The organism is Ornithinimicrobium faecis, assembly GCF_023923225.1.
GTDB lineage: Bacteria > Actinomycetota > Actinomycetes > Actinomycetales > Dermatophilaceae > Ornithinicoccus > Ornithinicoccus faecis.
Window position 1 is genome coordinate 996,346 of record NZ_CP099489.1, and the last position, 13,610, is coordinate 1,009,955.

The window sequence follows — 13,610 nt, forward strand, 5'->3', positions numbered from 1 at the left end:
AGCGAAATGTCGTGATGAATATCTGTAGGCTTCCTTCATGGATGTCCGCCACCTGGAGTTGCTGCGTGAGTTGGCCGAGCGGGGGAGTGTGACCGCCGTGGCGCGTGCCACCCACCGCACGCCGTCCGCGGTGTCCCAGCAACTGCAGACCGCCCAGCGTGAGTTGGGTGCCCAACTGGTGGAGCCCCTCGGGCGCGGTCTGCGGTTGACGGAGGCAGGTGAGCTGCTGGCCCGCCGCGCCGTGGACGTGGCGACAGTGTTGGCGCAGGTCACCGCGGACTGGGACGCCTTCCGGCACCACCCCACGGGCACCGTGTCGATCATGGTGCTCCCCAGTGCGGGGGAGTATCTGCTGCCGGCGGCGCTCCTCGAACTCGCCGGCTCCGGGATCGAGATCACCTGCCACGACGCAGACGTCGCCGAGGCCGACTGGGCCGACCTGACCAAGGACCACGACATCGTCATCGGCCACTCGCTGAGTGATCGTCGACCGCCCGGCACCGAGGCGTTGCGCGTCACCCGTCTGGTCCGCGAGCCGCTCGATGTCGCCCTGCCGGTCGAGCACCGCCTGGCCGGTGCCGAGTCGGTGCGGCCCGAGGACCTGGTGGAGGATCCGTGGATCGGGGTGCCACTGGGGTTCCCGTTTGACACGGTGCTGCAGGCCATCGAGGCAACGACTGGCGCCCAGCTGCAGGTGGTGCAGCGCGTGCGGGACAACAGACTGGTGGAGTCCCTGGTGGCCGCCGGGTGCGGGGTGGCCATGCTGCCGCGGTTCACCACCCGCCTGCGCGAGGGGGTCGTGCTGCGCCCGCTCGTCGGTGTCGACACCGGGCGCGTGGTCCTGGCGATCCAGCGCCCGGACCGGGCCGCGCGGCTCGCAGTCCAGCGCACCCTCGCCGCGATCGAGCGGGCGGGTGCTGACCTCGGGGGAGATTCGGCGCCCGGGGTGGCAGGGTAGGGCGATGGACGAGCAGGAGATGCGTGCCGAGCTGGAGGCCAAGGAGGCCGACCTGCACGAGCAGATGGCGCGGTTGACCCGCCCTGAGCAGGACCAGGGCGCGATCAGCTTTGGCAAGCGGGTCGGTGACGGCACCGCCATGGCCGTCGACCGGCTCACCGCCGTCGGGGCCCACGACAACCTCAAGGACATCCTCGACCAGGTGCAGCGCGCGGTGGCCAAGCTCGACGAGGGCAGCTACGGACGCTGCGACGAGTGTGGCACGCAGATCCCCGCTGGCCGCCTCGAGGTGCGCCCCTGGTCGACCCACTGCCTCGAGCACAGCTGACCGTCCATTCCGCCGCTGCCCGGTGGAGTGGCGCCACGGGGGCTGCGCTCCTCACCGCTCGATGGTGGGCACCCGGTAACGCCTGCGGTAGGCCCCCGGAGGCACCCCGGTGGTCCGTTTGAACAACCTCCGGAAGAAGGCGGCGTCCTCATAGCCGACGTGCCTGCTGATCGCCTCGACCGACTGTTCGGTGCCTTCGAGTCGACGCTTGGCCTCCTCGATGCGCAGGCGCTGGACGTAGGCGAGCGGACTCATCTGAGTCGCTGTCGTGAACCGCCGCTTGAAGGTGCGCTCGGCCAGTCCCGAGCGCGCCACCATGAGCTCGACCGGTGCTGCGGCGGAAGAATGCGTGCGGAGCCACGCCTGCGCGTCCGAGACGACGGCGTCATGGTGATCCGAGCGCCCGTCGAACACCATGTAGGGCGCAAGCCCGTCCTGGTGCCACTGCAGCGCAAACGTGCGGGCCACCTCCTGCGCGACGGCGGCCCCCGCGAACCGCCCGATCAGGTAGAGCACCAGGTCGTGCCACGACGTCGAGGCGCCCGAGGTGATGAGTTGGTCGTGTGCACCAGCGACCAGCAGCGCCCGATCCGGGTGGACGCGGATGCTCGGATAGGCATCGCGCAGGTGTCGTGCGTAGTCGTAGTGCACCGTGACGTCGTGGCCGTCGAAGGCCCCTGTCTCGGCGAGCAGGAAGATGCCGGAGCATGCCGAGCACAGCAGCACACCCCGCTCGTGCATCCGAGCCGTCCACTCGACCAGTTCCGGATGCCGGCCGGTGCGCCAACCGTCGCGGCCGAGCACCACCGACGGCACGATGATGATGTCGGTCTCGGCGATGTCGGCGACGGCCCGCGCGACGGGCACGGGGACACCGCTGACTCCCGCGAGCGCACCCTCGCTGAGGCCAACGATCTCGGCGCGGAACGGCGGTGCTTCAGCCTCGTCGATGAGGCCGAGAATGCCCATCGAGTTCAGCACGTCGTAGACACCGAACATGGTCGCGACCCCACTCTCGGGCAGTGCGACGATGCTCACACGCAGGGTGCGAGGTGGACTCATGCCGACCTCATCGCCCAAGCATGGCACGTATGAACCGAACCAGGGTCGATCTGCCACTGCCGCTCAACCCCGTGCCGCACAACCATTGACTCATGGCGACAAACGCTCGCCACCAGGCTCAGCGGCGGCACTCAGAGCACGCTGCGATCACCGGATCCACCGGTGGCCGACCCACGAAAGAAGCACCATGTCAACAGACACCTCCGTCTCGACGGCAGCCATCGACGAGGCTGCCCTGATCGAGTTTGCTGGTCGCGCCGTCGACCACCTGGCCGCGGGCTACCTCGGCGTCATGATCAGTCTGGGCGCCCGGCTCGGGCTGTATGCGGCGATCGCCGATGCCGGGCCCGTCACCTCAGTCGAGCTCGCCGAGCGCACCAACTGTGCCGAACGGTATGTGCGCGACTGGCTCGCCTCACAGGCTGCCGCGGGATACCTCCAGTACGACGCCGAGGCGAGGACGTTCTCGATGACCTCGGAGCAGGCGATGGTGCTGGCGGTCGACAGCAGCCCGTTCTATCTGCCGACGGCGTGGAGCACACCGGCAGCCATGTGGGCGGATGAAACGAAGGCGCTCCAGGCCTTCCGCACCGGCGAAGGCATCGCGTGGGGCGACCACGCCCCGCGGCTCGCACACGGCACTGCCGCCTTCTACCGCAACGGGTACCGCGCGAACCTCACGTCGCAGTGGTTGCCGGCCCTCGACGGTGTCCACGAGGCGCTCGCGCGGGGCATCGACGTTGCCGACGTCGGATCCGGTCACGGGCACTCGACGATCATCATGGCGGAGGCGTATCCGACATCGCGCTTCCACGGCTTCGACACCCACGCGGCGTCCGTGATCGAGGCACGGCACAACGCCTCAGAGGCAGGCGTCCAGGACAACGTGACATTCACGGTCGCGCGCGCAGACGAGTATCCACAGAACGGTTTCGGGCTCATCTGCTTCTTCGACGCACTGCACGACATGGGCGACCCGATCGGTGTCGTCAGGCACGCCGAGGCAGCGCTGAGTCCCGACGGCGCGCTGTTGCTCGTCGAGCCGAATGCCGGTGACCGGCTCGAAGACAATCTGAATGTTGTCGGCCAGAGCTACTACGCGGCGTCAAGCATGATCTGCACCGCGCACGCCATCGCCGATGGTGGCCAGCTCGTGCTCGGCGCCCAGGCCGGGCTCAAGCGTCTGACCGCTGTGCTCAACGCGGGTGGTTTCCACCGCGTGCGGGTGGTCGCGGAGACGCCGTTCAACCTCGTCATCGAGGCCAGACGCTGATCCTTGGCACACAGGCGGCACGCCCCTGGCGGGGCGTGCCGCCCCTCACTCCTCGTTCGGGTCCTGCTCGGCGTCCTCGTGGGTCGGGTGCTCAGTGCCCGGCTCGTGGTCCGGCGGGCCATAGAGGGCGTAGAGCTTCAACGGCTCGTCACCGGTGTTGATGACGTTGTGCCAGGTGCCGGCCGGCACCAGGATGACGTCATCATCCTTGACGTCGCGGGTGAAGGGCAGGTCGTCCTCGGCCGGGCCCATCTCGGTGCGGCCGACGCCTTTCTCCACCCGCAGGAACTGGTCGTTCTCCGGGTGGACCTCCAGCCCGACGTCGTCACCCACCTCGATGCTCATCACCGTCAACTGCAGGTGCTTGCCGGTCCAGAGGGTGCGCCGATACTCCGTGTTGTCGATCGTCTCCTGCTCGATGTCGACGACATAGGGTCCATCGCCGTGGTCGGTCGCGGTCGTGTAGTCCTTCGCCTCAGCCATGAACCTGCTCCTATCGGATGGGACGTGCGGGGACGGCTCAGGGTGGGTCGAGCCGTTTGCCTCCGACAGTAGTGAGCCCGCGCCGGAGCTGCGAGCCGGGACAGAGGCCGCCCACACCAGACCCGACGCAGGCCCGCTGCGGAGTTCAGTCAGAGGTCTGGAGGCGGTCCCTGATGTCGGCCATGCGACCGATCTCGGCCTGTTGCTCGGCTGCCATCTCGTCGGCCATCTCGGTGGCCCGCAAGTCGCTGGCGCCGGCAGCATGCTCATCGAGCATGGTGAGAGCACCCTGGTGGTGCGCGCTCATCAACTCCAGGAACAGCAGGTCGGCCTTGGTGCCCTGGGCTTCCCCCAGAGAGTGCATCTGCTCAGCTGTTGCCATCCCCGGCATCTCGTGCCCTCCGCCGTGGCTCTCGTGCTCGCCGTCGTGGTCCGCCGGCAGTTCCTGTGCTCTCAACCGCTCCAGGTCCACCCCCGCCTCGCCAGCGACAGCCGGGACCGGGTGACCGTGCAGCGTGAGCCAGGTCGCCATCGCCTCGATCTCGGGTCGCTGGGCATCGCGGATGCGCGCGGCGATCGCTTGCACCTCGGCGTCGTCAAGGTCTCCCTCGACCAGATCGGCCATCTCGATCGCCTGCGCGTGGTGGACGATCATCTCCTGCATGAACGTGACGTCGGCTGCGGACGCCGTGGGCGTGGCCACCTCGACCGCAGTCGTCGCCACGACGTTGTCCTCGCCGGGATGTCCGGGCTGCAGGACCCGAGTCGTGGGAGCTGCCTCACCCGTGGCCGTGTCCTGGTCCGGTGAGGTCTCCTCGGCTGAGCACCCAACCAGGGCCAGCATCACGAGACCGCTCACGGCCAACCGGTGCGCACGCATTCCCCTAGCCAACCATGCTGGTCGGAAGCCTGAGGTAAAGGTTCTGTCTGGGAATCGGACGGACCCTGTTCGCGCTGGCCCAGCGTCCCTAGTCTGAACAGTGCATGCCGGTTCTGCCCAGGCCACGGGCGGCCGCCCACCAGGAAGGACAATGATGTTCACCAAGGGAATGACCAGGGGGCTGCAGGCTGCAGCGCTCGCCGTCGCGTTGGTCGGGGGACCAGCAATCGCCGCCGTTGCGGCAGATTCGGGGACAGACCTGGAGGTCGACGAGGTCGCCACCAGCGACAACGTCGAGCACACCGCCCACGTGCCCCCACAGGGTGCCTTCGCGGACTCGTTCGGGACCGACATGGCCTTCCAGGGAGACCTGGCCTTCGTGGGCAACTACAACGGCTTCATCGTCTATGACATCTCCGACCCGGAGTCTCCGCAGACGGTGAGCCAGGTGCTCTGCCCCGGAGGCCAGGCGGACGTGACGGTGCATGGTGACCTGTTGTTCCTGTCCGTGGACTCCTCCCGCTCCGACGACTCCTGTCAGAGCGAATCGCTCAGCGCGACCAATAAGGAGGCCTGGGAGGGCATGCGGGTCTTTGACGTCAGCGACCCTGCGAACCCGCAGTATGTCGCGGCCGTCGAGACCAACTGTGGCTCGCACACCCACACCCTGGTCCCCGCCAAGAACGGCAAGAACGTCTACCTGTACGTGAGCAGTTACGGCCCCCGGGACGCCTACCCGGACTGCCAGCCGCCCCACGACCTGATCTCGATCATCGACGTGCCCGTCGACAACCCGGAGGCGGCCGCCGTCGTGGCCACCCCGAACCTCTTCGCAGAGGACGGTGGTGGCTACACCAACACCAGCGGGTGCCACGACATCACGGCCTTCCCACAGCGCAACATTGCGGCCGGTGCGTGCATGGGTGACGGCATCATCCTGGACATCGCCAAGCCGCTGGAGCCCAAGGTCGTGGAGCGCGTCCGCGACACCGAGAACTTCGCCTTTTGGCACTCGGCCACCTTCAACCAGCAGGCCAAGAAGGTCGTGTTCACCGATGAGCTCGGCGGCGGTGGCGCCGCGACCTGCAACGAGGCGATCGGGCCGAACCGAGGTGCCAACGCGATCTATGACCTGCGAGGACGCAGCCTGGACTTCCAGTCCTACTACAAGATCGACCGTCACCAGTTCGACACCGAGAACTGTGTGGCGCACAACGGCTCGCTGATCCCGGTCAACGGCAAGGACCTGATGGTCCAGGCGTGGTATCAGGGTGGCGTGTCCGTCTGGGACTTCACCGACTCCAGCAACCCCCAGGAGATCGGGTTCTTCGAGCGAGGACCGATCAGTGACAGCGAGCTGATCCTGGGTGGGTCGTGGTCCGCCTACTACTACAACGGTCACATCTACTCCTCGGACATCACCAAGGGGTTTGACGTCCTGACGATCAGCGACCCGCTGACCGATCCAGCAGCGGACGTCCAGATGGACGAGCTGAACGTCCAGACGCAGCCGATGTATCGCGGCGGAAACTGAGCAAGCCCTCAGCACTCCCGAATCCCGGTTGAGGTGACCCGCGGCCCGCAGCGACAATGGGGCCGTGGGTCATCTTGAGGTCAATGGAGTCAGCTTTGTCCTGCCGGACGGGCGGCCGCTGCTCGATGACGTGTCCCTGCGGGTGGGGGAGGGCGTCAAGGTCGCGCTCGTCGGCCCCAACGGCACGGGCAAGACCACCCTGCTCAGGTTGCTCTCCGGCGACCTGCAGGCCGCCTCCGGCTCGCTGAGCCGCACGGGCGGACTCGGCGTGATGCGTCAGTTCATCGGCACGATGGGCCGCACCGGCACCGACGAGCAGCCGTCCGTGCGCGACCTGCTGGTCTCGGTCTCGCCTCCGGACATCCGCAAGGCAGCGGAGGCACTGGACCGGGCGGAGCACGACGTGATGACCGTCGACGACGAGCCGTCCCAGATGGCCTATGCCCAGGCGCTCTCGGACTGGGCGGACGTCGGCGGTTATGACGCCGAGACCCTGTGGGACGTGTGCACCGTCAGCGCCCTGGGCGTGCCGTTCGAGCAGGCACAGTGGCGCACCACCGACACCCTCTCCGGCGGTGAACAGAAACGGCTCGCGCTGGAGGCACTGCTGCGCGGCCCCGACGAGGTCCTGCTCCTGGACGAGCCCGACAACTATCTGGACGTGCCAGGCAAGCAGTGGCTCGAGGGCCAGTTGCTGGAGTCACCCAAGACCGTGCTGTTCGTCAGCCACGACCGCGAGCTGCTCTCCACCGTGGCCACGCGGGTCGCCACCCTGGAGCCCGGTGCTGCCGGTGCGGCCCTGTGGGTGCACCCAGGCAGTTTCGCCACCTGGCACGAGGCCCGGCTGCAGCGCAATGAGCGGCTGGAGGAGCAGCGTCGACGCTGGGACGAGGAGCACGCGAAGCTGCGCGAGCTGATGCTGATGTACAAGCAGAAGGCGTCCTACAACGCCGACATGGCCAGCCAGTATCACGCGGCCCAGACCCGGCTCCGCAGGTTTGAGGAGGCCGGCCCACCGGAGGCTGTCGCGATCCCGCAGCAGGTCACGATGCGGCTGCAGGGCGGTCGCACCGCCAAACGTGCCGTGGTCTGCGAGAGTCTGGAACTCAGCGGACTGATGGAGCCATTCGACCTCGAGGTCTGGTTCGGCGAGCGGGTGGCGGTGCTCGGCAGCAACGGGTCCGGCAAGTCACACTTCCTGCGCCTCCTGGCGGCGGGCGGCTCCGACCCAGATGTGGAGCACCGGCCTATCGGTGACGTGGTCCCGGCCGCTGTGTCGCACACGGGGGTCGCACGACTGGGCTCCCGCGTGCGACCGGGCTGGTTTGCCCAGACCCACGATCATCCGGCTCTGGTCGGCCGGACCCTGCTCGAGATCCTGCACCGCGGCGATGAGCACCGTCGCGGTCGCCCGCGTGATGAGGCGGCTCGTGTCCTGGACCGCTATGAGCTCGCGCGGTCCGGGGAGCAGACCTTCGACTCGCTCTCGGGTGGCCAGCAGGCACGGTTCCAGATCCTGCTGCTCGAGCTGTCCGGTGCGACCCTGCTGCTGCTCGATGAGCCCACAGACAACCTGGACCTGCACTCGGCCGAGGCGCTGGAGACCGGACTGGCCGCCTTCGAGGGGACGGTGCTGGCGGTGACCCACGACCGGTGGTTCACTCGCGGCTTTGACCGGTTCCTGGTGTTCGGCGCGGACGGCCAGGTGCGCGAGACCAACGAGCCGGTGTGGGACGAGGGTCGCGTGGTCCGAGAGCGCTGACGGTGGATCAGCCCGCGCCCATCAGGTGGACCAGCAGGAGCATGGCCGGCATCGCCAGGAAGGTCGTGAGGAAGACGCTGTCCCGGGCGATGTTCTCGCCGCGGCGATAGGCCACCGCGAGGATGAAGACGTTCTGGGCCGTGGGAAGGCTGGCCATGATCACGGCTGCGAGCACCTCCTCGGACGAGAGCCCGAGCACCGGGCCCGCGACGAGCCAGCTGGTCAAGGGCATCACGGCCAGCTTGAGCAGCACCATCGCGCCCAGCTCGGCGAGGTTGCCCCGCCCCCGCGGCACCGGGGACAGCCGCAGGGAGATGCCGAAGGCCAGCAGCATGCACGGGATGGCCAGACCACCGATCAGATCGATCGGGGCACGGACCGGATCGGGCAGCTCCACCCCCGTCACCGCGACGATCAGGCCGAGCAGGCTGCCGATCGTCAGCGGGTTGGTCAGCGGCGAGAGCACGAGCCGTCGAACGGACACCCGCGAACGCCCGGTGGCGTCCAGGGCGGCGAGCCATCCCGGCTGCAGGACCAACAGTTGCAGCAGCAGGATCGGGGCCGCCCACGAGGCATCACCGAGCACATAGATCGCGATCGGGATGCCCAGGTTGTTGGAGTTGACATAGCTGACGCTCATCCCGCCCATCACGGCGTGTGACAGCGGGCGGTGCAGCACGAGCCGGGCAAACAGCACATAGGCCGTGGCAGTCACCAGCACGCCAGCCAGCGTGGCGACCAGGAATCCGGAGAACAGGGTGCCGACATCCGCGTCGGCGACGACCAGGAAGAGCAGGGCCGGCGACCCCACCCAGAAGGTCAACCGGGCGAGCAGCTGCTGGCCCTCGCGATCAAACAGCTTGGTGTGCGCGAGCAGCCAGCCGATCGCGATGACCACCGCGATCAGCCAGAATCCCTGCAGGACAGCCACCACGGGCAGTCATTATCCGCTCCGGCTCGACCCGGCGGTGCGGCACCCGGTGCACTGCCAGGGGCTGGCCCCCGCGGGTGAGGCCGACGAGCAGGGGCGCTACGGTGAATGAGACGGGCCCGCTGCCCGCGGAGCCCCTCAGGCCGTAGGAGCGGCCGTCTCGAGACTAGGAGCCTCCCATGCCTAACCCCGTTGTCAGCAAGGCCAGCACCACCTGGACCGGCGACCTCTTCACCGGCAAGGGCAACACGTCCCTGGACAGCTCCGGTGCCGCGACCTTCCCCGTGGAGTGGAACGCTCGCGCCGAGGGATCTGACACCACGACCACGCCCGAGGAGTTGCTCGCGGCGGCGCACGCCACCTGCTATTCGATGGCCTTCTCCAACGAGCTCAAGAAGAACGACACCCCGCCCACCGAGGTCCGCACCACGGCTGAGGTCACCTTCGTCGCCGGCACCGGGATCACCGGCATCGCCCTGACGATGAGCGCCACGGTTGAGGGCATCGATGACGCGACCTTCCAGAAGATCGCGGACGGCGCCAAGGAGGGCTGCCCGATCAGCCAGGCGCTCAAGGCTGTCGACATCACCCTGGACGCCACCCTGGCCTGAGCCACCCCAACCCCCAGGACCCATCGAGGGCCGTCCGGATCCGTCCGGACGGCCCTCGACCTGTCTGGCGCCTCAACCCGTCCGTCCCCTGCTCGGTCCCGACGCAGCAGTGCTGGCCGGCAAGGCAGTTGCGGACCCTGGCGATACTGGATCCGTGAAGCAGTTGCAGGTGGGCCAGCTCCTGGTGACCCGCGTCCCGAACGAGCCCGGGCCGGAGCAGGCGAGCCTCACCGAAGCGATGGCCGAGGTGGGGCGCCGCTCGATGGCGGCCATCTATGGCGATGACGACCTGGTCGACTCCGGCGCCACGTGGGCGACGGCCCTGGCCGAGACTCCCTATCGGCGGCGGACCGCCCTCGTCGCCAGCACAGTCACTGACCCGGACCGCGTGCTCGGGTGGGTCTCGGCCACTCTGCCGCTGACGGACAACCGGCAACTGGCTGAGCTGGAGCTCGGGCTCGATCCCGAGGCCGACATCAGCACGGTCGGGCGAACACTGTGGTCCGTGCTGCGGCCTGAGCTGGTGGCCGATGGCCGAAAGAGCGTGCAGCCGTGGTCCGCGCACGCGCCGGCCGCCGCGGGGACGCCGCGGCTGCTCCCGGCCACGGGGGCCGGCGAGCTCCCGGCGGACGACCTTGCCACGCTGCTGACCGACCTGGGGTTCGTGTTGGAACAGGTCGACCGCTACAGCGTGCTAGATGTCGACACTGTCGCTCACCGGGCCACCGCACTCACCGAGGCGGCCGCACAGGCCGCTGGGTCGGCATACCGCACCATCACCTGGGCCGGGGTGACTCCGCCGGAGCTGAGGGAGCGCCTGGCGGTGCTGCGCAGCCGGATGAGTGTCGATGCTCCGATGGCAGACCTGGACGGGGAGCTGGAGGTGTGGGACGCCGACCGGGTGCTGCACACCGACGAACGGGTCGCCGCGGTCGGGCGGCACCAGGTGGTCACGGCCGCCGAGCACGTGCCCAGCGGTGCCCTGGTCGCCTACACCCTGCTGACCCAGCGACTCGATCTGCCGTCCGTGGCCTTCCAGGACGACACGCTGGTGCACGGCGGCCACCGTGGGCACCGGTTGGGGATGCTGGTCAAGGCGAGCAACCTGGCGGCGCTGGAGCGACTCGCCCCGCAGGTGGCGCGGATCCACACCTGGAATGCCGACGAGAACGCCCACATGCTGGCGATCAACGTCGAGCTCGGCTTCCGCACCGCGGGCTTCGAGGGCGGTTGGCAGCTGCGGCTCTGACCTGGGGAAACGGTGTCCTCAGGGCTTGACCTGGGTCAAGGAACGGGGGGTGCAATTCGCCTACCTTGAGGGTGTCAGGCAAAAGAGCCGGCGCCTGAGCAAGGCGCCCACACCGAGAGGGACGCACCATGAGCACCGCCACCACGACCCACACGATCCTGCGCGCTGAGGGCTTCTCCTGCCCCTCCTGCGTGGCCAAGATCGAGAAGCAGGTTGGCCGGTTGCCGGGCGTGGAGAGCGTGCAGGTCCACTTCGCCTCGGCCCGGATCGAGGTCCACCACGACGCGAGCGTCACGACGGTCGACGACCTCGTCGCCGCTGTCGCCAAGGCTGGCTACACCGCCCGCCCGTCGGCGTTCTGACTCCACCCGCCCGCCGCGGCCCTCGCGCCGCGGCGGGCACTCCACGTGCGGACCGCAAGTGGCTCTGCACCCACATCATGTGAAAGGACATCGCCGTGAACCCGGTCCAGAAGGTCGTGCGCGGGAAGTGGTTCATTCCCGGCCTCTCCGGCCTGCTCATCCTGGCCTCCCTCCTCGTCGACCGCACGATCGGCGGTGAGCTCACCGCCAGGTGGTGGATCGACGCCGGCGCCCACGCCACCGGGTCCGACGTCTTCACCCTGGCCGACCTGTTGATGCTCCTGGCAGCGGTCGTGGCCGGCCACCAGATCGTGGTCAAGGCGGTCAACGCCCTGCTGACCCGCGTGATCGGCATCGACCTGCTCGTCTCGGTGGCTGCGATCGGCGCGGTCCTGATCGGCAACTTCTGGGAGGCGGCAGCGGTCACCTTCCTGTTCGCGATCGGTCACGCCCTGGAGGCTGCGACGCTCAACAAGACCCGCTCCGCGCTCGCCGAGCTCGTGGCGGTCGCCCCCGACTTCGCCATCGTCCTGCGCGACGGGGAGCAGGTGGAGGTCCCCGCGGGGCAGGTCGCCATGGGGGAGATCGTCCTGGTCAAGAACGGCGCGAAGGTGCCGGTCGACGGTCAGGTGGTCGCCGGGACCGGTGCCATCGACGAGGCCTCGATCACCGGTGAGTCCATCCCGGTGGAGAAGGCCAAGGCCGACCAGGTCTTCGCCGGCACCGTGTCGCGCGGTGGCTTCCTGCAGGTCCTGGCCACCGGCATCGGGGCGGACACCACGCTGGCCCGCATCATCCACCGCGTCGAGGAGGCGCAGGACGCCAAGGCCAAGACGCAGGCCTTCATCGACCGGTTCTCCGCCTGGTACACCCCCGCAGTCATGGTCCTGGCCGTCGTGGCGGGGCTGATCTCGGGGGACGTCGTGCTGGCCCTGACGCTGTTGGTCATCGGTTGCCCCGGCGCACTGGTCATCTCCATCCCGGTCGCCATCGTCGCCGGCATCGGCCGGGCGGCGCGCAACGGCATCCTGATCAAGGGTGGCGAGTTCCTCGAGACCTCGGCCCGGATCTCGGCCGTCGCTGTGGACAAGACGGGCACCCTCACCGAGGGCCGGCCGGAGCTGACCGACGTCGTGGTCCTGGCCCCGGGGCACGACCGGGCCAGCGTGCTGCGCTGGGCCGCCGCGGCCGAGGCAGGCTCCGAGCACCCGCTCGCGCGCCCCATCATCGACGCCGCCCGTGCGGAGGGAGTGGCCACCGAGGGCATCCCCGAGGGAGTCACGCCCGTGCCGGGCAAGGGCATCGTCGCCGAGGTCGAGGGGCGCCGGGTCCGGATCGGCAACCCGCCGCTGCTGGAGGAGCACGGCATCACCGAGGACAACGGCGCAGGCAGGGCCGCCACAGAGCTTGCCGCCGTGGGCCGGACCCCGATGATCGTGGCCGTGGACGACACGGTGATCGGTCTGGTGGCGGTCGCCGACCGCATCCGCGAGGACGCACCGGAGATGGTCCGCAGGCTGCACGAGGCAGGCGTCGACAAGGTCGTCATGCTCACCGGTGACACCCGGTTGGTGGCCGAGGCGATCGGTGGCGCGACCGGGATCGATGAGATCCACGCCTCGCTGCTGCCCGAGGACAAGCTCGACGCGGTGGCACGACTGCAGCGCGACGGGCACACCGTGGCGATGGTGGGCGACGGCGTCAACGACGCCCCGGCCCTGGCCACCGCCGACATCGGAGTGGCCATGGGCGCCGCGGGATCGGCCGTCGCGGTCGAGACCGCAGACATCGCCCTGATGGGAGACAACCTGCTCAAGCTCCCGGAGGCGATCAGCCTGGCCCGGCGCACCGCCCGCGTCATGCGACAGAACATCGCGATCGCCCTGATCACGGTGGTGGTCCTGCTGGCGGGCGTCTTCGCCGGCGGGGTCACGATGTCGATCGGCATGCTGGTCCACGAGGTCTCGGTGCTGGTCGTGATCGTCAACGCGATGCGGCTGCTGCGCAACCAGACCCGCCCTACGGTGCCCGGTCGACCGGCAGCGCGCAGGTATAGACCGAGACGCGCTTGGCACGCGGGTTCCCCTGTCCCAGACGGCGATAGCGCTCCAGCACCTCGACGAGCTCCTCGCGCAGTGCGGTCATCTGCTCGGCGCTGACCAGCACGAGGTGGTCCT

General features: G+C 68.9%; 13 protein-coding genes. 9 read left to right on the forward strand and 4 right to left on the reverse strand.

The features are described from left to right. The first annotated feature begins 37 nt into the window (after window positions 1-37). Both NF556_RS04620 and NF556_RS04625 read left to right on the forward strand, forming a co-directional pair. Complete coding sequence (locus NF556_RS04620) at window positions 38-958, forward strand: LysR family transcriptional regulator (RefSeq protein WP_252594322.1); 921 nt, start codon at window positions 38-40, stop codon at window positions 956-958. A gap of 4 nt (window positions 959-962) precedes the next feature. After that, window positions 963-1,286: a TraR/DksA family transcriptional regulator gene (locus NF556_RS04625; RefSeq protein WP_252594323.1), complete on the forward strand. Its 324-nt coding sequence runs from the start codon at window positions 963-965 to the stop codon at window positions 1,284-1,286. 51 nt (window positions 1,287-1,337) lie between these two features. On the opposite strand, the gene NF556_RS04630 is transcribed toward NF556_RS04625, so the two are convergent. Beyond that, the gene (locus NF556_RS04630; RefSeq protein WP_252594324.1) at window positions 1,338-2,348 is read right to left on the reverse strand and encodes a GlxA family transcriptional regulator; all 1,011 of its coding nucleotides are present in this window, start codon (window positions 2,346-2,348) and stop codon (window positions 1,338-1,340) included. A 187-nt stretch (window positions 2,349-2,535) separates the two neighbouring features. Here NF556_RS04630 and NF556_RS04635 point away from each other — a divergent pair, with 187 nt between their 5' ends. Next, window positions 2,536-3,621, forward strand: a complete 1,086-nt coding sequence (locus tag NF556_RS04635; RefSeq protein ID WP_252594325.1) for a class I SAM-dependent methyltransferase — start codon at window positions 2,536-2,538, stop codon at window positions 3,619-3,621. Window positions 3,622-3,666: 45 nt separating this feature from the next. On the opposite strand, the gene NF556_RS04640 is transcribed toward NF556_RS04635, so the two are convergent. After that, window positions 3,667-4,104 (reverse strand): cupin domain-containing protein, encoded by a 438-nt coding sequence (locus tag NF556_RS04640; RefSeq protein WP_252594326.1) that lies wholly within the window; start codon window positions 4,102-4,104, stop codon window positions 3,667-3,669. A 145-nt stretch (window positions 4,105-4,249) separates the two neighbouring features. After that, window positions 4,250-4,963 (reverse strand): DUF305 domain-containing protein, encoded by a 714-nt coding sequence (locus NF556_RS04645; RefSeq protein WP_252594327.1) that lies wholly within the window; start codon window positions 4,961-4,963, stop codon window positions 4,250-4,252. Between the two features lie 175 nt (window positions 4,964-5,138). On the opposite strand from NF556_RS04645, the gene NF556_RS04650 reads away from it, so the two are divergent. Both NF556_RS04650 and NF556_RS04655 read left to right on the forward strand, forming a co-directional pair. Then, window positions 5,139-6,518, forward strand: coding sequence for an LVIVD repeat-containing protein (locus tag NF556_RS04650; RefSeq protein WP_252594328.1), 1,380 nt, complete (start codon window positions 5,139-5,141; stop codon window positions 6,516-6,518). A gap of 64 nt (window positions 6,519-6,582) precedes the next feature. Then, window positions 6,583-8,280 carry an ABC-F family ATP-binding cassette domain-containing protein gene (locus NF556_RS04655; protein ID WP_252594329.1) on the forward strand — a complete coding sequence of 566 codons (1,698 nt, stop codon included), beginning with the start codon at window positions 6,583-6,585 and terminating at the stop codon, window positions 8,278-8,280. Window positions 8,281-8,287: 7 nt separating this feature from the next. Here NF556_RS04655 and NF556_RS04660 read toward each other — a convergent pair whose 3' ends face one another. Next, window positions 8,288-9,211 (reverse strand): AEC family transporter, encoded by a 924-nt coding sequence (locus tag NF556_RS04660; protein WP_252594330.1) that lies wholly within the window; start codon window positions 9,209-9,211, stop codon window positions 8,288-8,290. Between the two features lie 179 nt (window positions 9,212-9,390). Between NF556_RS04660 and NF556_RS04665 the strand changes: the two genes are divergently transcribed. From NF556_RS04665 to NF556_RS04680, 4 genes are all read left to right on the forward strand, one after another. Further along, window positions 9,391-9,822, forward strand: coding sequence for an OsmC family peroxiredoxin (locus NF556_RS04665; protein WP_252594331.1), 432 nt, complete (start codon window positions 9,391-9,393; stop codon window positions 9,820-9,822). A 154-nt stretch (window positions 9,823-9,976) separates the two neighbouring features. Next, window positions 9,977-11,071: a GNAT family N-acetyltransferase gene (locus NF556_RS04670; protein ID WP_252594332.1), complete on the forward strand. Its 1,095-nt coding sequence runs from the start codon at window positions 9,977-9,979 to the stop codon at window positions 11,069-11,071. Window positions 11,072-11,199: 128 nt separating this feature from the next. Continuing rightward, a complete protein-coding gene (locus NF556_RS04675) occupies window positions 11,200-11,433 on the forward strand; it encodes a heavy-metal-associated domain-containing protein (RefSeq protein WP_252594333.1) in 234 nt (77 codons plus the stop codon). A gap of 95 nt (window positions 11,434-11,528) precedes the next feature. Further along, entirely contained in the window at window positions 11,529-13,592 is a 2,064-nt protein-coding gene (locus tag NF556_RS04680) for a heavy metal translocating P-type ATPase (RefSeq protein ID WP_252594334.1), read from the forward strand. The last annotated feature ends 18 nt before the right edge of the window (window positions 13,593-13,610 follow it).